Genomic DNA, 19,098 nt, shown 5'->3' with positions numbered 1-19,098 from the left:
CAGATCGAGAAGGAGTGATCATGTCTCAACCATCCTCCGGCAAGTCCCGCCTGAGCCGCACTGCGGCCAAAGAGGTCCCGCATCGCAAGTCCGACCGATTCTTCGCTGCCAAAAGCGAGGTCAAGGCCTCTTGCGAGCAATTGACCCTGGACGTGAAGCGCTCTGCGCTCCACGAAGCTATGAAGATCGATCTTCTTCAGGCCCTTGATCGAGTACATCAGCTCCTGCATGAGATCACCGAAGACAGCCCTGGTGGTCGCAATGAGATGGTCGAATTGGAAAAGCAGGTCGAGCACCTGCAATTGGCTGAGAAATGGGCTAATGCTGCAGCCCGCGTCCTGGATCGACTTGGGGCCAACGGCCCCAAGGAATCCCGAGAGAGCGTTCTGGATGCTCAAGACAAGGTCATGTGGTGTGTTCGAGCTGACCAATGGGATGGGCAACTCACGGCTGCGCTGGGCGTGCTGACTCTTGCTGTTCAAGAGGCTGAGGCAAACGCTTCACGTGTGACGATCTAGTTCTGGCGGTAATTGGCCGTTCCGTTCCGGGCTACACTGCAAAAGCAACGAGCCCTGCATTCTTCGTTGTTTAGGTAGGTGTTTTCGTCTGCGCGGGAGCACAGTTTGTGAGTGAGCTCGACATCGAACTCGCAGGAGTTCGCTATTGAGCGATGTTCACGGATATCGCCACTGAAGACACGTTGCTGGATCCAGCGACGTGCGCGCATCGCAATTGAGGCGATGTTGTCCGACTAGGTACTAACAAAAGTTGCGAGCCCGAGCACCCGGTGTACGTGCGGCTTATTCAACAGAGGCTCGATCTGAGTTGCTGTAAAATGTCAATCGCCAAGGTAACAGTTCGGCCCGCTATAGGTCGAGACTCCGCGGTTGCCTTGAGAGGCCTGGAGAAGACCATCGTGGATCCAAGAATCGTGATGATGAGCACTTACCCACCTACCCAGTGTGGGATCGCCACCTTTGCGCAGTCGCTGACGCAGGCGATGACAAACGCAGGCTCCCCAATAGATGTTGTCCAGTTGACTCAAGAGCCGACATTCATGCGTCCGGAATCAGTTGTGCACCAGCATCGAACCTCGTCGGATACCGGACGTACCGCACAGGTACTCAACAACTACGACGTCATCGTTCTTCAACATGAATTTGGCATCTATGGCGGCGACGACGGCATAGAGCTCATCGACTTGTTGAGTTTAGTTCGCGTTCCTGTGATCACCGTCGTGCACACAGTGCTGAAGACACCAACACTGCGTCAACGTTTCATCGTTCAAGCCCTGATTGCGGCCTCAACTGCGCTTGTGACGATGACCAATATTGCGCGCAAGAATCTGATTGCGCACTATGAGATTTCTCCAGAAATGGTTCATGTCATTCCTCATGGGTCTCCCGATCTGCGGCGAGTGGGGGAAGCAACGAGTGCATCCTGCGGACCTCGCTTGTTGACTTGGGGATTGATCAGCCGAGGCAAGGGCATTGAGTGGGGAATTGAGGCGCTGGCCAGACTCACGGATATTCACCCCAAGGTCGAGTACGTCGTTGCCGGAAGAACACATCCAAATGTCGTGGCGCGAGAAGGGGAGCGGTATCGCGAGAGCTTGATGCAATTGGCATCAGATCTTGGGGTATCCGATCAGCTCCACTTGGTCAACGAGTACTTGGATGGCAGTGCTCTTGCCGAACTCATTGCGTCCGCCTCCATCTTTCTTCTTCCCTACGACTCCAAGGATCAAGTGACATCGGGAGTGCTTGTGGAAGCGATGGTGGCTGGCGGCCCGGTGATTGCCACGCGTTTCCCGCACGCGATAGAGGTGCTTGGGCGCGGCGCCGGAGTGCTCGTCAAGCATCAGAACGCCGATGAGATCGCTCAGGCGGTGCGCCGCATTCACCGCAATCCATTTCAGGCAGATCAGATGCGCAGGCTGACCAGTGAGATGAGTGTGCCGTATCTGTGGCCAGCAGTCGGGCAGGCCTACCTGCAATTGGCCAGTTCCATCAGCACCAAACAAGGTCGACCGGCAGCGCTTGCGAGCGCCTGATGAGGGGCGACACTGAGCAATTGCTCAGGCAGTCAAACTTCAAGCACTTGCTTTCAATATGCGATTCGCGAGGAGTGTTTGAACATTGCGAGATAGACCAGCCAAGACGTGAGCATGGATATTGCGTTGACGATGTTTCGCGCGCACTGATTGTGTTCGAGCGCGAGCAGTCAACTGAGCGACGCATCTCCAAGTCGATCGATGTGCTTGCCCGCTTCATGAATCAGTCTCAGCAAGCAGACGGTCGAGTCATCAATCGTTGTGATGTTGATGGCAATTGGCATGGCGAGGCGTCCACAGATGATCACTGGGGCAGAGCCTTGTGGTGCTGGGGGAGCATGGTCGGATTGGATCCGAAAGCCGCGCGAGTCCGTGATGCCTACGACCACTTCGTGAAGTCCGCGGCCATTCGGAGTCCGCACCCGCGCTCGATGGTGTTCGCTGGTCTAGGTGCCATCGAATTTCTGCGTGCATATCCGTCAAACACTCTCGCCAGAGCGCTACTTGAAGATGCCCTGCAAAGCGTGCCGGCAAATCTCGTTTCAACTCAAGCTTGGCCCGAACAGCGGCTTACTTACGCAAACGCTGCTCTGCCGGAACTGATGATTTCAGGCGGAGCCTTTTTCGAGCGGCCCGAGGTTGTCAGCCACGGCTTGAGCATGTTGAGCTGGCTTGTTGCTCTCCAGACCAACTACGACCATCTGTCTATCGTCTCTGCTCTTGGCTGGGCTGTTGGCGATGTAGTGCCGGCATTCGATCAGCAGCCGATTGAGGTAGCCGCACTCGCCGATGCTTGCTCGAGTGCGTATGCGGTCACGCACGACGAGTCTTGGCTTGAGGTGTTGGCGATGACCTCCCAATGGTTTGAGGGCGCCAATGATGTGTCAGTGCGCATGTACGACCCGAGCACTGGTGCTGGCTTCGATGGCTTGACCTCAACAGGTCCCAATCTCAACAGTGGCGCCGAATCCACCTTGGCCTATCTATCTGTCATGCAGCACGCCAACAGGAAGCACGCAGTCCTGTGAAGAATCTCGTTCGACGATCTGAAGTCGTCCTGCGCGGGGATCCCCAACGGGTCATCAGCCGGATCTTCATTCCCGGTGAGGAGGAGTTGATTCGTGGAGCCTCACGAGTAAACGATGTGCTTGACCGCTGCCTGAGCCTGTCGGCCGCACAGGTGCACGAGGAGTTGGTGGAAACAGTCGCCAACTTCTCGCACCGGCATCGTGACCTGGAGGGGCAGTTTGAACTGCACTATTCAGCAGTCCAGCATCTGATCGCCGATGAGGACCGATTAGATGTTGAACGCAAACGCCTGATTGGCGCGTATCTCACCCAGGAGTACGCAGTTGAAGCTGCTGCCTATTTCAATCCGTCCATCGTCGCGCATCCTGATCAAACGGGGTTGGAGCCGGATCACCTTCGCTTCGTGATGAGCGTTCGGGCTGTCGGCGAGGGGCATATCTCGACCCTGGCTTTTCGATCAGGAATTATTGATCCTGAAGGAGGCATTGAAGTTGAGCCGGCCTCCAAATTCGCCACCACGCGCGCACATAGGTACACCGTCCTGCGCAATGAGCTGGTTCAGCAGTCGGCAAAGGATGCGGGCATCTACACCGCCGACCTGCAGTTCCTCCTAGGGATGCTGCCGGATAAATTCTCCCCCGAAGAGCTGAACTCGAGACTGAATCTGCTGAAGATGCACCCTGATGGGCTGGAACACCCGTACGAATTCATGGAGACTCTTCAGGAGATTGCGCGCAATAGCTATGAGGTCGACTTCGACGAGGGAACTCTCCTAAGCGAGCGAGTGCTCTGGCCGATTGCCTCTGACGAGCGTCGCGGCATTGAGGACGCGCGCTTCGTGCAAGTTGCCGACGCGGTTGGCAAGATCTCCTACCGGGCTACTTACACCGGCTTTGACGGCACCCATGTGGTGTCGCGCATGCTTGAAACCAATGACTTCCGAACCTTCTCGTCCTTGAAACTCTCAGGCAAGGCAGTACAGAACAAGGGTGTCGCCTTCTTCCCGCGGCCTGTTGACGGTCGGTACTGTGCACTGTCTCGCTGGGATCGAGAGTCAAACTCGATTGCCTACTCCGATGATGGCTATCACTGGGACGAGATCAAGAACTTCCAGGCACCGAAGCAGACATGGGAGTTGATTCAGATCGGCAATTGCGGATCGCCAATTGAAACCGATGATGGCTGGCTGGTGATCACGCACGGAGTTGGAGCCATGCGGGAGTACTCGATCAGCGCAGTGCTGCTGGATCTTGACAAGCCAGAGATCATGATTGGCGCCCTTTCGACCCCGTTGTTGACGCCGAATCCAGATGAAAGAAACGGCTATGTGCCAAATGTCGTGTACTCGTGCGGAAGTCTGGTGCATCGGGGCAAATTGATCATGCCCTATGGATTCAGCGATTATCGGACGAGTTTTGCAACGATGGAGCTCAGCGAGGTGCTCGCCGAAATGAAGCCAATGTAAGAACGACCGTGTCGCGAGCCTTGCACGGAGTCAGATGGCGAGCGGTTACGATGATCCGCGTAGGTCGAGAGTGAATGTTTCGAGTGACTTGCAACAGTGGCTGGGGAAGGCGACTGGTTGCAAGGGAGGCTCGATGACAACGCATGTGCAGGCAAGGGCTGCCAATTCCACTGCCCGTGAAGTTGCTGCGGCGCGAGGAGTGGTGTTCGTTCACGCCTGTCCCAAGGCTGTGAGTCCGCATCTTGAATGGGCCTTGAGCAGCGTCTTTGGCACCAGTGTTCACATGGACTGGAATGAGCAGCCGATCGCCCCGAGCATGGTCCGTGCCGAATTGCTGTGGCAGGGTTCGCTGGGCATGGGCGCTCAGATTGCGAGCGCACTGCTGGCCTTTGGACAGGTTCGCTATGAGGTCACCGAAGACGCTAGCGGGCATAGAACAGGCGAACGATTCTCTGCAACTCCCTCTTTGGGGCTGTTCCGTGCGGACATCGGCGAGCATGGCGATGTCATGGTTGCTGAAGAACGACTTCGTACCGCGTTGATGCAGTCGGATGCCACCGGTGATGGATTGGCCGAGGAGATCGCTCGGCTGATCGGTGCGCCCTGGGATGAGGAGTTGGAACCGTTCAGGTGTGCCCACGAGGGCTCAACTGTCCGTGTTCTCCATGATGTCATTTAGCGGCGAGTGTGACCGCACGAAGATGCTCGCAGGAATGATCAGAAAGGCCATGTAACCGGCGATCTCTTGCGAATACGTCGAGACCAGCCCAATGGCCAAGAAGAGAACACAGAACACCAGACCGCGGTATTGACCGCGATCATTGGACTGCGCAATGGCTTCGCGGGCCTTGGGTTCGAGCAGTTCTGGCGTGTGGCGCGCATGCCACGAAATCAGGAATGCGAGCCCGCTGATGACGGCCAGGGTTCCCCAATACAGACTCCCTGTGCCGCCGCCATGCTCTGTGGCGCTCTGGACACTGCCCCAGGCGAATCCCTCGCCGTACAGGGAACTTGGCCATGGCAGGAATGCAATGCCTGCCAGCCAGAACAGATTGAGCCAGAAGGTCAGCCCGTCGAATCCGCGCAGTTGATTGACCACGCGGTTGTGCGCGAGCCACATCATGCCGACCACGAGGAAAGTGAAGAAGAAGGTGAAGATTTGCCCAGCGTTGTCGGAGATGAGCTGCCACACGCTCGACTCAGTGTCGCGGGGTCGAATGTCTACGATCGCTAACACCAGCACCGTGATCGCCACGGCAACGACCGCGTCGCTGAAGTTGATCAGCCGCTCGAAGTCTCGCCCAGTGTGAATCTCCTTGAGCCCGCGGTGTGGAAGCAGCACGCGCCGCACGCTAGCAGGAAGCGCCCGAACTAGATGCTGGTGAAGACCAGTGCTACGTCGTGCCCGCCGAAGCCGAACGAGTTGTTCAGCGCGGCAATATCGCCAGCCGGCAGGGCCACCGGGCCGTTGGCAGTAACGTTGAGTTGAATTGCGGGATCGAAGTTGAAGATATTCGGAGTCGGCGGTGCGATGCGATCGCGCAGAGCCAAGATCGAGAAGATCGATTCCACCGCGCCTGCCCCACCTAGCAAGTGTCCGGTCATCGACTTGGTCGCTGAGACGATCGTCTGGTCGGTATTGCTGCCCAACGCTGCTCGTAGAGCGATGGACTCGGCGAAGTCACCCAAAGCAGTTGAGGTGGCGTGGGCATTCACGTGCACGATGCTCGACAAATCAAGCCCGGCATCTTCGATGGCCTCACGCATTGCGCGAGCAGCGCCAGTGCCTTCGGGATCTGGCTGGGCAATGTGGTGACCATCTGACGTGAGTCCGGCGCCGCCGTATCGACCGTAGATACGGGCACCACGGGCGCGGGCGAACTCTTCCTCTTCCAGGATGAGGATGCCGGCTCCTTCAGACATGACGAAGCCATCGCGGTCGAGGTCATATGGACGTGAAGCAGTGTTGGGATCGTCATTGCGCGTCGAAAGGGCGCGCATCGCGGCAAAGCCGGCCATGGTCACGGTATTGATGCAGGCCTCGGTGCCACCCGTGACGACGACGTCAGCGCGGCCACCTTGGATCATCCGGGCGGCGTAGGAAATCGCTTCAGCGCCGGAAGCGCAGGCGCTCACGGGTGTGTGAACTCCAGCGCGCGCGCCAACTTCCAGGCCAACCATGGCAGCGGGGCCATTGGGCATGATCATCGTGACCATGTGAGGAGAGACTCGTAGTGGTCCCTTTTCCTTGATTGTCTCGTAGGCCGAGATCAGCGAGTTCACGCCGCCAATGCCCGAGGCAACGACTGCGCCCAGTCGAACTGGATCCATCTCGGGTGATCCTGCATCTGCCCATGCTTCGCGGGTGGCGATGAGCGCGCATTGCTCGGAACGGTCCATCCGGCGAATCTCAACCCGAGTCAGGACTTCCTCAGGATCAACCTTCATGAGCCCGGCGATCTTTGCGGGTTGATCAGGATGCCAGTCTGGCCCCATCTTGGAGATGCCTGGCTGTCCGGCCATGAGCTGTGCCCATGTTGATGCGACGTCGCCACCTAAAGGCGTGGTCATACCGATGCCGGTCACAACAACATTTCTGGTCATAGCGGTGCTCCTGAGTTCAATGGATGAAGCATGGAAGTGCGATCAGCGGGGTCGTGAGAGGCGACCCTGCTGATCACGAAACTCAAACGTTTGCGCTGATGTACTTCACCGCATCGCCGACTGTCTTCAGGTTCTTGACCTCGCTGTCAGGGATCTTGACGCCCCACTTGTCCTCACATGCCATGACGACCTCGACCATGGACAGCGAGTCCACATCGAGATCATCGACGAAGGACTTGTTCGTCTGGACGTCTTCAACGGGCACACCGGCAACCTCATTCACAATCGCAGCCAAGCCGGCCAGGATGTCCTCACTCATGACTTTCCTTTCGTGTTCGCTAGATTCATTCTTGGTGGGAAGTATTTGGATGGATTACGGAAGGGTGACGACCTGCGCGGCGTATGCCAGTCCGGCACCAAATCCGATGATGAGGGCAGTTCCGCCACTCTTGGCCTCGCCCTCGTCAACCATGCGTGACATGGCCAAGGGAATCGAAGCAGCAGAAGTATTGCCCATTGTGATGATGTCGCGGGCCACGATCACATGCTCGGGCAATTTCAGTGCTCGGATGAGTGCATCGGTGATGCGGTTGTTGGCCTGATGCGCGATGAAGGCATCGAGATCAGCAACGTCCAACCCAGCAGCATCCAGAGCCTCTTGAGCCAACTGGGCCATCACACTGATCGCCCATCGAAATACCGTTTGCCCCTGCATGTACAGCATGGGCACATTGTTGATCGGGTCCTTGCGCTGCTCCAGGAAGGATGGACCAATGCCCAGAGCATCAATCATCGTGCCGTCCGCGCCCCACATGGTTGGGCCGATTGCTGGCACTTCTGAAGGTCCGATCACGACTGCGCCAGCGCCATCGGCGAACAGGAAGGCGAGGGTGCGGTCGTAGGGATCGAACCAATCGGTCAGTTTCTCGGCACCGATGACCACTGCATATTTCGCGTTCCCACCTCGAACGACGTCGCTGGCCATGCCAACTCCGTAGCAAAACCCTGCACAGGCACTTGAGATGTCGGTTGCGGCAGCTGACGTTGCGCCAATGCGCACTGCGATCTGCGCGGCAGCCGAAGGAGTGAGAAATGGGTATGTGCAACTGGCTACTAACACCAAGCCGACTTCTTCGGGTGCAATCCCGGCTTTGCCAATGGCATCGCTCGCGGCGGCAGCAGCCATGTCAATGACGGTTTCATCCTCTGCTGCGTAGCGCCGTTCGGTGATGCCGGAACGCTCTTGAATCCACTCATCGGTTGAATCAATGCGCGTGCAGATTTCTGCGTTGGTGACGATCCGCGAAGGACGGTAGGCGCCCACGGACATGATGCGCGCATATTTCGGGCCCTGCGGCACGGTAATGATCCCGGTCATTCGTCAGCCCTTCCGGCATGCTCAGCGATGAGAGTGCGGGCAGCTTGCAGATCATCGGGGCTCTTGAGCGCAACGGTGGCAACGCCCGGCATTGCTCGTTTCGCGAGCCCGGCGAGAGTTCCACCTGGTGCAAGCTCAAGTACGCCAGTGACCCCAATCGAAGTCATCATGTCCATGCACAGATCCCAGCGAACTGGATTGCTGACCTGAGCAATGAGTCCGCGCAATGCTGCATCGCCCTCGGAAACCGAACTGCCGTCTGCGTTTGACAGCAGAATCGTTGCCGGTTGGGCAGTGGTTATTGCGTTGGCAAATTCACCGAGAGCACCAACTGCTGGGTGCATATGCGTGGTGTGAAATGCCCCGGCCACGACGAGAGGTCGCACTCGACCACCCTCGGGAGGATCTGCTGCGAAGGCATCGAGTTGCTCAAGAGTTCCGGCAACGACGATCTGTCCGGCACCGTTCATGTTCGCCGGTGTCAGCCCGTGCGCCTGCGCCTTGGCCACAACAACTGAGGCTTCACCGCCAAGCACTGCGCTCATGCCGGTGTCAGCCATCGATGCGGCCAGAGCCATGCGTGATCCACGCTCGCTGACAAAGTTCATCGCATCAAACTCACTCAGCACGCCAGCGATCACGGCAGCTGCAATTTCACCTACCGAATGCCCGGCCGTGACGTCGGCTGCTGGACGACCCAGGCACGACCAGGTCAGCAGGCTCGTGGCGACAATCAAGGGTTGGGCTACGGCCGTATCGCGAATCTGGTCGGCATCGGAAGTGGTGCCGTGAGCCAGAAGATCAATGCCGGCAGCCTCCGAGAGTCGGGCCAGATGATCGGCGACGCCTGACAGCTCCAGCCAAGGGCTCAGCATGCCCGGAGTCTGGGCTCCTTGACCCGGAGCGAGGATTGCGAGCACCTGCTAAGCCTGTCGGCCAGTGGGTGTCCGATGCGAGGTTGCGGCCGCCAATGTCATGGGGCATAACTTAGAGGTTTCCTACAAAGAATGCGGATGTCCACCAGTAATCGGTGCCTCAAATCCCCGGAATCCTGCCGAATTCAACTATTGCTGAACGCGACCCAAAGTGAGCGCAATTCGCAGGGAGTAGGCATCGCGGGGATCCTGAGCGGATAGGCCAGTGAGCTCGGTGACTCGGCGCAAGCGGTATCGCACGGTATTGGGGTGGATGAACAGCTGCCGGGCGGTCCCCTCCAAGGATGGGGATTCCTCCAAGAAGCAGGCCAAGGTTTGCAGGAGGTTTGGTTCAGCGGACAGCACAGCGTAGATCCGATCAACCAGTTCATCCTGGGCGTCCAGATCTCCGGCCAAGGCGCGTTCGGGTAGCAGTTCATGCGTGGAAACCGGGCGCGGGGCTTGCAGCCAGGCATGAGCAAGTTTGAGTGACTGCATGGTGATTCGGGCGGCATCTGGCACTTGATCTAAACCCGCGAGTTCATCGCTGGTCACAACTGGGCCCGGACCGAAGTGGGCAGTGAGCACTCGGGCTGTTCTCGAAGTCGCGCTGACTTTTCCGATGATCGCCAGCATGGTTGAACCGTGAATCCCGGTCAGCAGATCTACTCCATGGTTGGTGGCAGCTCGACGAAGAATCGCGAGGGCGATTTCTGGCTCCCCTAAGGGTGGAGAACCCGCGATCAGCATCACTGAACCCTGCCCCGACCAGCCAAGTGCGCTCACTCGGCTCAGGACAGTGCTGTCGAGATCGCCGCGCACAAAGGCGTCCACGACCAGGGCTTCTACTCTGGCATCCCAGGCTCCGCGCGCTTCTGCGGCGCGCGCATAGACACCTGCGGCCGAGAAGGCGATCTCACGCGAGTACCGCAAGACGGCCTCCCGCAAAGGGATGCGCGTCTGCTCATCGGCGATGTTCTCGATGGCTTCTTCGACAACGTCGATCGTGGTGCGCACGAGTGAGACTGTTTGCTCCAGCGATATCACTCGAGCCAGTTCACGCGGAGCAGATCCGAACACTCCTGCGGTGATCTCAACAACCCGCTCAGGTTGTTCGTACCAATCCACGAATGCCGTAATGCCCGCTTGCGCAACGAGCCCGACCCAGGAACGTTCTTGTGCGCCAAGATCGCGGTACCAAGGAAACTCGGCTTCCATGCGCTGGGTCGCTGCAGTCGTTAGCCCGCTGGTCGAGCGCACAAGTTGGAGCGGGAGAGGGATTGCCGTCACGTCAACTGGCGTTCACGCCGATGAGAGTACCGACGATGAAGGTGACTGCAGCCGCACCTGCGCCCCATAAGAACTGGCGGAACGCACTGAACACCACACCCCTTCCAGATAGTCGCCCGACAATGCCACCGACAATCAGCAAAGCAATTGTCGACAAGACAATCGTCAACCAAAGTGCGAGCGTGCCTGAGGTGATCAAGTACGGCAATACCGGAACAAAAGCTCCAACGGTGAAAGCGCTGAAACTGGATACCGCGACTCGGATGGGAGCACCAAGGTCATCAGGATTGAGCCCAAGTTCCTCACGCGCCAAGGTATCGAGAGCCTTCTTGGGATCCTGCATGATGCTGGCGGCTGTGGCTTCGGCAACGTCGCGCGGGACGCCCTTTGCCCGGTAGATGAGCTCAAGCTCCTTCTGCTCTTCCTCGGGTTTGGTGGCGATCTCGATTGCCTCGCGCTCGATGTCACGGCGGAACAGATCGCGCTGGCTCGCAACACTGACATATTCGCCAGCTGCCATCGAGAACGCCCCGGCAAGCAGGCCAGCGAAACCAGCGAACAAGATGGTCTTGCTATCGGGATTGGCACCCGCAAAACCCATGATCAAGGCAGTGTTCGATACGAGTCCGTCACTGATCCCGAACACGGCTGCTCGCGTGCTTCCGGAGTTGTCCCCGCGATGCCAGGGCTCCATGTTGTCCGGACCAGGAGCGCGCAGCGCTCCGCGAATGGGCAGGACTGGCTCGTCAGAGCGCATCCGCTGGAAGGCCTCCACGTGCCAGGCCTCTTCCCGCACCATGGAATCGGGAGCCTCAGGCTCATCGCCATAGAGCGAGGTTGCCGCTGATTCGGCCTGCTCAAGGTGTGCCAGTACATCCTCGACCCCAAGAGCGTTCGCGCGCGCGACCAGGGCTGCATCGTCGGGCTGCATCGTCGTCGGGGATTCAGGCACTGCAATGCCTGCCTCGGTGAGTTTGGCAATCCAGTGGCGCGCGTGCCGATCTTCAATATCTGCCAACTCGAACAGAGCTTCCTGCCGCTCTCCTTCAAGACTTGCGGCGAGGGATCGATAGAGCATAGCGGCCTTGCGTTCCTCTTCGAGGTACCGCAAGAACCGCTTGGGATCGTTGGCCATTTCAGCCAGAGCCTTCCGTGTTGCCGGCGGCGGCTGCACTTGGATCGTGCAATTGATAGCGCACGATCGCCTCAGACACGCGCGCACGATCAAAGTCGTGGTGCTTGCTCAGCATGCTGAGTGATTGCACAACAATCGATTCAGCATCGACAAGGAAATGTCGACGCAAAGCACCGCGAGTGTCAGACATGCCCCAGCCGTCGGTGCCGAGCGAGACAAATGGCTGCTCGACCCATTCGCGAATCTGATCCTGCACCGCTCGCATGTAGTCAGACACTGCGATGACTGGACCTTCACGGCCGGCCAGACGCTGTGAGACGTAGGCAGTCTGGAGTTCGCCCTCTGGATTCAGCAGGTTGTGACGATCAACTTTCAGGCCATCGCGACGAAGTTCATTCCAGGAAGTAACCGACCACACATCAGCTTGCACGCCCCACTCATCGCGCAGCAGATCACTTGCGCGAAGCGCCCAGTTGACGCCAACTCCGCTTGCAAGCAATTGCACACGTGGCCCCTCACCTGCTGCCTCACGCAACAGATGCATGCCACGCAGGATGCCATCGACATCGACGTCTTCTGGTTCAACTGGTTGCCTGTACGGCTCGTTATAGAGGGTCAGGTAGTAGTAGATATTCTCAGGACTCTCGCCGTACATCCTTCGCAATCCGTCGCGGAAGATATGCGCGATCTCATACGCGTATGCCGCGTCGTAGGCGACAACGCCCGGATTCGTGCTTGCTAGCAAGAGCGAATGGCCATCTTGGTGCTGCAAGCCCTCACCGTTCAATGTCGTGCGACCCGCAGTTGCTCCAAGAACGAAGCCACGTGCCATTTGATCCATGGCCGCCCAGAAGGCATCGCCTGTTCTTTGAAAACCGAACATGGAATAGAAGATGTAGATCGGGATCATCGGCTGACCATGGGTTGCGTATGAGGTGCCTACCGCAGTGAACGAAGCTGTAGACCCAGCCTCGTTGATGCCCTCATGCAAGATCTGGCCGGTCTCAGACTCCTTGTACGAGAGCACGAGATCGCGGTCGACTGACATGTATTGCTGACCGTGCGGGGAGTAGATCTTCGCTGTCGGGAACAGCGAATCCATGCCGAAGGTACGAGCTTCATCGGGAATGATCGGAACAAATCGATGGCCGATATTGGGATCCTTCATCAGATCCTTGAGCAGCCGAACGAAGGCCATGGTGGTGGCGACCTCTTGATTGCCAGAGCCACGCTTGGCAACTTCGTACGAAGAAATCGGCGGCAGTACCAATGGCTCATTGATGACTCTGCGGGAAGGCACTGGCCCTCCGAGCCGGCGGCGCGCGTGTTGCACATATTGCACGGCTTCGTCGTCTGGGCCTGGGTGGTAGTACGGCGGAAGGTAGGGATCCATCTCGCTGTCGGGAATCGGAATCTGCATGCGATCACGGAAGCCGAGAAGGTCTTCCAAGGTGAGCTTCTTCATCTGGTGGGTTGAGTTGCGACCTTCGAAGTGCGAACCCAGCGACCAGCCCTTGACAGTCTTGGCCAGGATCACTGTTGGTTGACCCTTGACCTGCATCGCCGCGTTGTATGCGGCGTACATCTTGCGATAGTCGTGACCACCGCGACGCAAGGCCCAGATGTCGTCGTCGCTCCAGTTCTCAACCAATTTCGCAGTCCGTGGATCGCGTCCAAAGAAGTGTTCGCGAACGAAAGCGCCGTCTTCGGCCTTGAAGGTCTGAAAATCGCCATCGACGGTGTTGTTCATCAGATTCACAAGGGCACCTTCGCGGTCTGCGGCAAGGAGGTCATCCCACTTGCGTCCCCAAACCACTTTCAGCACATTCCAGCCTGCTCCACGGAAGAGGCTTTCGAGTTCTTGAATGATCTTGCCATTGCCGCGGACAGGACCATCGAGGCGCTGCAGATTGCAATTGACTACGAAGACCAGATTGTCGAGTTCTTCTCTGGCGGCCAGTGTCAACGCACCTACTGCGTCGACTTCGTCCATCTCACCGTCACCCAGAAAGGCCCAGACATTTTGATCGGAGGTGTCTTTGATGCCTCGGTGTGCGAGGTATTTGTTGTAGCGCGCCTGGTAGATCGCATTCAGCGGGCCGATGCCCATGGAGACCGTCGGGAACTGCCAGAAGTCGGGCATGAGCCGGGGATGCGGATAGGACGGCAGCCCAGGGCCAGATGCCTCTTGGCGGAAGCCATCGAGCTGAGTGGCCGTCAGGCGACCTTCAAGAAATGCTCGCGCGTAAATACCGGGGGAGGCATGGCCTTGGAAGAAGACCTGGTCGCCGCCGCCACTGTGGTCTGGTCCGCGGAAAAAGTGATTGAAGCCAACTTCGATCAGGGTCGCGCTGGAAGCGTAACTAGAGATATGCCCGCCGACTCCCACGCCTGGACGTTGGGCTCGGTGCACCATCATCGCGGCGTTCCAGCGGATGATCTGCCGGATGCGGTGCTCGATTGACTCATCGCCGGGGAAAGTCGGTTCCTGCTGCGGCGGGATGCTGTTGATGTAGTCAGTGCTGCGCAGACTCGGCACACCGACATTTCGCTCGGCCGCTCTTCGAAGTAGCGACAACATGATGTAGCGAGCTCGGTTGTTGCCGCTATTGATGACGAGATTGTCGAATGAGTCGATCCATTCGCCTGTTTCCTCGGCGTCTATATCGACGTATTGAGTCGGAAGTCCTCCGGAGAGGAGCGCTTCACGGTCGCGTGCGGGTGTCAATTGTTCGGACCCTTCGCTTGGTCGGATTCCGGGATCGCCGGGTTGCCGAATGACGGTGGTGTACCGACCCTCATCCTTGCGTACGAGGTTCAACTTTGGTGAAGTTGGGGGAGAATCCGGAGTTCTTCGGCGCTCCCACTTGCCATTCTGCCCTCGGTCCGGTGAACTAGCGGCCCATGAGCAGGCTCCGGCCTGCATTGACGAGGAATGGAGAGTCTGGTGGCCGCCGCAGCGGATCAGGATGGAGCACGGCAACGTGCGGTCCGGCTGGGGATTGAGGCTGGCATGACTGTGCAGGAGGTCGGCTTCGACGATGACGTCGATTTGGATCTGCGCACCTCGATTGAGACAGTCATCGATGACGAGTTGGTCGACGAGGACTTCGATGATGTCGTAGACGTTGTGCTGATGTGGTGGCGTGACGAGGATGGCGACCTCATTGATGCGCTGATGGATGCAATTCACCTGCTCGCCGATCACGGTGTGGTCTGGCTGATGACTCCCAAGCCCGGTCGCGACGGGCATATCGAGCCCGAGGACATTGCCGACGCCGCCCCCACGGCAGGCTTGCAGCAGACCAGCACGATCAGTGCCGGCTCCAATTGGCAGGGCACTCGGCTGGTGGCCCCTCGCGCAAAGCGCTAGTCGCCAATCTGCAATGACGGCGCTTGGACTTTCGGTTGGTTCGCTTGCTCCTGATTTTCAATTGCCAGACCACCGTGGTGGCAAGGTGCGACTCAGCGACTTTCGCGAGAGGCAGGCCGCATTGCTTGTGTTCTTTCCATTTGCCTTCACTGAGGTCTGCACGAGTGAGCTTGCTGCCCTTGATTCGTTCATCGACCGTTTTCACGAACGTGGGGTGAACGTCTTCGGTGTTTCTTGCGACAATCCCTATGCACTTGCTGAATTCGCGACTCGCGCTCGCATCAGCTTTGATCTCTTGAGCGACTTCTGGCCGCACGGAGAGGTAAGTCGTCAGTACGGAGTGTTCTTGGAAGACAAGGGCTTCGCGATGCGTGGCAGCTTTCTGATTGATCTCGAAGGCCGTATCGCGTGGGCTGTGCTCAATGGGCCAGCAGAGGAACGCGAGCTGAGCAGTTACGAAGCGGCAATGGCCGCCCTCACTTAAGCGGCGCGATTTCAATGACTCCGACATACTTGCGCTGTGGAGCAGGAGAATTCAGAAGGCAAGGACCGGCGGGGTTCGGGTCAACCCAAGGTGCGCTGCCTGATTGTGATCGGCACCAGACCAGAGGCCATCAAGCTCGTTCCCATCCTTCGCGCGCTGCGGGCTTCTCCTTCTATCGAAGCTTTTGTTGTGACCACTGGTCAGCATCGCGATCTTGTGGATCCAGTTCTGGCGTTCGCAGGTGTCACTCCCCACGCTGACCTCGCCATTGGGCAGCCAGGGCAAACGATCAATGACGTTTGTGTGGCAACCATGAAAGGCATTGATCAACTTCTCGTGGAGTTCCGTGGCGGACCAGAACGACGATCGCGCCCGCGCATGGGAGCCGGTTCGCAAGAGGGTCTTCGCCGATTCCCTGGTTTCGTCGTGGTCCATGGCGACACGACTTCGGCATTCGCGGCAGGGCTCGCATCGATTCAAGCCCGTCTGCCCGTCATTCACATCGAGGCCGGCTTGCGCACGGGCAATCGCAACTCACCATTTCCCGAAGAGCTCAACCGCACGCTGCTGAGCTGCATTGCCTCGCTCCATTTGTCACCAACGAGCGAGAATCGCGATTCGCTCGTGTCCGAAGGTGTTGATCCTGACACCATTTTTGTGACTGGTAATACAGGGGTGGATGCGCTCAAGTGGGCAGCTTCTCTTGAATTACCTTGGCCAGATCCCCGTCTTGAGGGTCTGGACGATGGACGCGAAGTCGTTGTGGTGACTGCTCATCGTCGGGAAAACTGGGGCGAAGGACTCCAAGGGATTGCCGAAGGAGTGCGCCGAATCGCCTCAGCCCGGCCAGATGTCACGTTCGTGCTGCCGTTGCATCCCAATCCACGCGTGCGCGCGTACCTACAACCTCCGCTCGAGTCGCTGCCAAATGTGATCCTCACCGACGCTCTCGATTACGTCACTTTTGCGCGTCTATTAAAGCTCGCAAAGTTGGCGATCACTGATTCCGGTGGAATTCAGGAAGAAGGTCCGAGCGTGGGGACTCCGGTGCTCGTGACGCGTGACACAACCGAGCGTGCGGAAGGAGTCATCGCCGGAACGTTGAAGATGGTCGGCACGAATCCAGACGTCATCGCGGCCGAGGCTTTGCATCTGCTGAACGATCCAGCCGCCTATGCGCTCATGAGAGGAGCGCAGAATCCGTTTGGCGATGGCTTGGCGGCAGAGCGGATCGTTCAAGCCTTCGAGTATTTGATCTTCAACGGCCCCGCACCTCAGCAGTTTGGGCCAGCTTTCAATAGGGAGTCGGTTCTCAAGGACGCGGGCTACGCCTTCGAATCAAATGAATCCATTCTCGCCGGCGATCGGAACTCATAACTGTGCGCGCGCGTTCAACCCCAGAGCTTGTGCGGCGCTACGGCGCGCTCTGCCTCCTCGTCGCGATGGGTGTTGGTATGTCTGGTGCGGCCTGGGGCGCAAACCAAGCAGTCACTCCTGAATCTGTAGCAACTGCGAAACTTCCATATGTGCTGAGTGTGAAGGGCGCTGGTGGTTCGTCTACAGTCGCAGTGACTCTGCCCGATAGCGCAACACCGATTGTGTTTGATGGAACGGTCCGGAGCACCTTCACATATGACGGAACGATCATTGTCACCATCAATGGCCGCCGCATTGCGCAGGTTCCGACGCGATCAGGTGGTGCAATCCACGCAGTCGCGAATGCCGATGATGTTGAACGCGGCGTGGCGGTCATTGGCATGTATGTGCAGTTGGATGCGCATGATGATTGCTTCATCGACAGTACATCGACGGCATCTCTGGACAATGCAGTCCTGACCTACTCTCATCCGGTCACGCCTCCTACCTCGATTGGCACCTTCTTATCGCCGGGGCTATCGCAACTGACTGTGCAAGTCGGAACCAAGGCGAGCGTCGCCGAACAGCAGGCCGCGTTGGATGCAGTGGCCGCGCTCGTGCATCTCTACCCCGTGCCAACTGTTGTGAAATTGCTCGTCTCAAACTCTTCTCCAGATGACGACTTCCTCAACCGCACGGTTGTCGTGCAAGCCACTGATGAAGCGGGTGTGACCGCTTCGCCCGGGCCGTCGGTAACCGCTTCCGCCACTTCAGCTGGCGGAACTCTCGAGGTGCGTCCTGATGGTGCGCTGTACTTGACCGGCGCGCCAGAGGCCTTGGCCGGTACTGCCTTCGCACTCGCTGATCCGGCGCTTTCGCTGTTCGAGGGAAAGCGTTTGGAGCATGTGGCGGGCACTCCAGATTGGGCCCCCGCAACGGGCAAGACCTCGCTCTTTGATCTGGGCGCCTCGAGGATCTCGATGAGCGGCGTTGGCCAGCTGCAGAGCGTTATCGCAATCAACCAGCCAGCCTTCGGGCAGTCGCTCTCGTCTGTGCAAATCAGTCTGGCCGGCGTCATTACCCCGCTGCCCGAGGGAGCAGCCGGTCGTGTTGACTTCCTCTGGAATGGCACGCTGATTGATTCGATCGGAATGTCGGATACGACGAAGTTAAATCCACTGCTCTCGATCTCATCTGAGCAGCTCAATCGTGATAACCAACTGACGATCGACTTTTCGTACGTGCCAGCTTCGGGGAGGTGCACACCCCAACCCTTGTCAGCTCGGCTCGACATTGACACAAAGCAAAGCTATGTGACGCCTAGTTTTGGAGATTCTGTGCCGCCGGGCTTCCAGAGATTCCCGCAGGTGCTTGGCGCAATAGTGCCAATCGCATTTGGGTCTGCTGGCGATCCGGCATCTTTGCTGCAGCAAGCGGGTGACTTGATCGCCGCTCTGGAGTCATCCACTCCTGAACAACTCGCAGTCAATCTCGTGACCGCCAACGACTTCGAGACTGCTCGAGTCGCAGGGCTGTTGGTTGGCGCAGGAGCGTCGGAAACGGACTCCCTGGGTGCGCCGCTCACAATAAATGACCTCATCTCTGTAGGAAATCCGGCACCGCGATTCACAGCGGCTTTACCCGGTCCGCTGGCTCTTGCTCAAGCGTTCTTCGCAGACAAGCGCGACATCGCAATTTTTGGTCCGATCCCTACTGATCCCGCCTCTACTGCGGGCAAGACAGCCTTGCAACTGAACGAACAGTTCGCCAACCAGATTGCGACTGGAACCGGCAGATGGACACAGCTCACTGGACAGGTCGTGTCCATGGGCGCCACTGGCCAGTTGCAGGAGATTGTGTTGCCGACATCCCCCGATGCCAGTACGAGTGGGCGCAGTTTCCTGATCGTGATTTTGATTGCCACTGCGTTCCTCATCATTGGTCTGATCGTGTGGAGTAGGACCAAGCCTCAAGCACCTGCACCGGAGCTACCTGGTGCCTCCACGACGGGCTAGGA

General features: G+C 58.2%; 17 protein-coding genes. 9 read left to right on the top strand and 8 right to left on the bottom strand.

The window, feature by feature from the left end; translation table 11 throughout:
• The first annotated feature begins 20 nt into the window (after nucleotides 1-20).
• The 5 genes from Q7L55_04800 to Q7L55_04780 all read left to right on the top strand — a co-directional run bounded on the left by Q7L55_04800 (nucleotide 21) and on the right by Q7L55_04780 (nucleotide 5,226).
• Nucleotides 21-518, top strand: a complete 498-nt coding sequence (locus Q7L55_04800) for a hypothetical protein (protein ID MDO8731877.1) — start codon at nucleotides 21-23, stop codon at nucleotides 516-518.
• A gap of 398 nt (nucleotides 519-916) precedes the next feature.
• On the top strand, nucleotides 917-2,053 hold the full coding sequence (locus Q7L55_04795) for a glycosyltransferase (protein MDO8731876.1): 1,137 nt from the start codon (nucleotides 917-919) through the stop codon (nucleotides 2,051-2,053).
• A 74-nt stretch (nucleotides 2,054-2,127) separates the two neighbouring features.
• Nucleotides 2,128-3,081, top strand: a complete 954-nt coding sequence (locus Q7L55_04790; protein ID MDO8731875.1) for a glycosyltransferase — start codon at nucleotides 2,128-2,130, stop codon at nucleotides 3,079-3,081.
• Nucleotides 3,078-4,547: a glycoside hydrolase family 130 protein gene (locus Q7L55_04785; GenBank protein ID MDO8731874.1), complete on the top strand. Its 1,470-nt coding sequence runs from the start codon at nucleotides 3,078-3,080 to the stop codon at nucleotides 4,545-4,547. The genes Q7L55_04790 and Q7L55_04785 overlap by 4 nt, the downstream gene beginning before the upstream one ends.
• 133 nt (nucleotides 4,548-4,680) lie before the next feature.
• A complete protein-coding gene (locus Q7L55_04780) occupies nucleotides 4,681-5,226 on the top strand; it encodes a DUF3145 family protein (GenBank protein ID MDO8731873.1) in 546 nt (181 codons plus the stop codon).
• On the opposite strand, the gene Q7L55_04775 is transcribed toward Q7L55_04780, so the two are convergent.
• The 8 genes from Q7L55_04775 to aceE form a co-directional block, all read right to left on the bottom strand.
• Entirely contained in the window at nucleotides 5,194-5,889 is a 696-nt protein-coding gene (locus Q7L55_04775) for a TMEM175 family protein (GenBank protein MDO8731872.1), read from the bottom strand. The two genes, Q7L55_04780 and Q7L55_04775, sit on opposite strands and share 33 nt — an antisense overlap.
• Nucleotides 5,890-5,918: 29 nt before the next feature.
• On the bottom strand, nucleotides 5,919-7,151 hold the full coding sequence (locus Q7L55_04770) for a beta-ketoacyl-[acyl-carrier-protein] synthase family protein (GenBank protein ID MDO8731871.1): 1,233 nt from the start codon (nucleotides 7,149-7,151) through the stop codon (nucleotides 5,919-5,921).
• A gap of 82 nt (nucleotides 7,152-7,233) precedes the next feature.
• A complete protein-coding gene (locus tag Q7L55_04765; GenBank protein MDO8731870.1) occupies nucleotides 7,234-7,470 on the bottom strand; it encodes an acyl carrier protein in 237 nt (78 codons plus the stop codon).
• Between the two features lie 54 nt (nucleotides 7,471-7,524).
• Nucleotides 7,525-8,529, bottom strand: coding sequence for a beta-ketoacyl-ACP synthase III (locus Q7L55_04760; GenBank protein MDO8731869.1), 1,005 nt, complete (start codon nucleotides 8,527-8,529; stop codon nucleotides 7,525-7,527).
• Nucleotides 8,526-9,449 (bottom strand): ACP S-malonyltransferase, encoded by a 924-nt coding sequence (locus tag Q7L55_04755; GenBank protein ID MDO8731868.1) that lies wholly within the window; start codon nucleotides 9,447-9,449, stop codon nucleotides 8,526-8,528. Before Q7L55_04755 ends, Q7L55_04760 begins: the two co-directional genes overlap by 4 nt.
• Before the next feature lie 144 nt (nucleotides 9,450-9,593).
• Nucleotides 9,594-10,733 (bottom strand): helix-turn-helix domain-containing protein, encoded by a 1,140-nt coding sequence (locus tag Q7L55_04750; protein MDO8731867.1) that lies wholly within the window; start codon nucleotides 10,731-10,733, stop codon nucleotides 9,594-9,596.
• A gap of 1 nt (nucleotide 10,734) precedes the next feature.
• Nucleotides 10,735-11,868, bottom strand: coding sequence for a VIT1/CCC1 transporter family protein (locus Q7L55_04745; GenBank protein ID MDO8731866.1), 1,134 nt, complete (start codon nucleotides 11,866-11,868; stop codon nucleotides 10,735-10,737).
• Between the two features lies 1 nt (nucleotide 11,869).
• Nucleotides 11,870-14,596 (bottom strand): pyruvate dehydrogenase (acetyl-transferring), homodimeric type, encoded by a 2,727-nt coding sequence (aceE, locus tag Q7L55_04740; GenBank protein ID MDO8731865.1) that lies wholly within the window; start codon nucleotides 14,594-14,596, stop codon nucleotides 11,870-11,872.
• A gap of 207 nt (nucleotides 14,597-14,803) precedes the next feature.
• On the opposite strand from aceE, the gene Q7L55_04735 reads away from it, so the two are divergent.
• The 4 genes from Q7L55_04735 (at nucleotide 14,804) to Q7L55_04720 (ending at nucleotide 19,096) form a co-directional block, all read left to right on the top strand.
• Nucleotides 14,804-15,241: a DUF3052 domain-containing protein gene (locus Q7L55_04735; GenBank protein ID MDO8731864.1), complete on the top strand. Its 438-nt coding sequence runs from the start codon at nucleotides 14,804-14,806 to the stop codon at nucleotides 15,239-15,241.
• 13 nt (nucleotides 15,242-15,254) lie between these two features.
• Nucleotides 15,255-15,725, top strand: coding sequence for a peroxiredoxin (locus Q7L55_04730; protein MDO8731863.1), 471 nt, complete (start codon nucleotides 15,255-15,257; stop codon nucleotides 15,723-15,725).
• 36 nt (nucleotides 15,726-15,761) lie between these two features.
• A complete protein-coding gene (gene wecB, locus Q7L55_04725) occupies nucleotides 15,762-17,102 on the top strand; it encodes a UDP-N-acetylglucosamine 2-epimerase (non-hydrolyzing) (protein ID MDO8731862.1) in 1,341 nt (446 codons plus the stop codon).
• Between the two features lie 77 nt (nucleotides 17,103-17,179).
• Nucleotides 17,180-19,096: a hypothetical protein gene (locus Q7L55_04720; protein ID MDO8731861.1), complete on the top strand. Its 1,917-nt coding sequence runs from the start codon at nucleotides 17,180-17,182 to the stop codon at nucleotides 19,094-19,096.
• Nucleotides 19,097-19,098 lie beyond the last annotated feature (2 nt).

This window comes from Actinomycetota bacterium (assembly GCA_030650795.1).
Lineage (GTDB): Bacteria > Actinomycetota > Actinomycetes > S36-B12 > S36-B12 > UBA11398.
The sequence above is the reverse complement of the archived record's forward strand: the minus strand, read 5'-3'. Positions and strand labels throughout refer to the sequence as shown.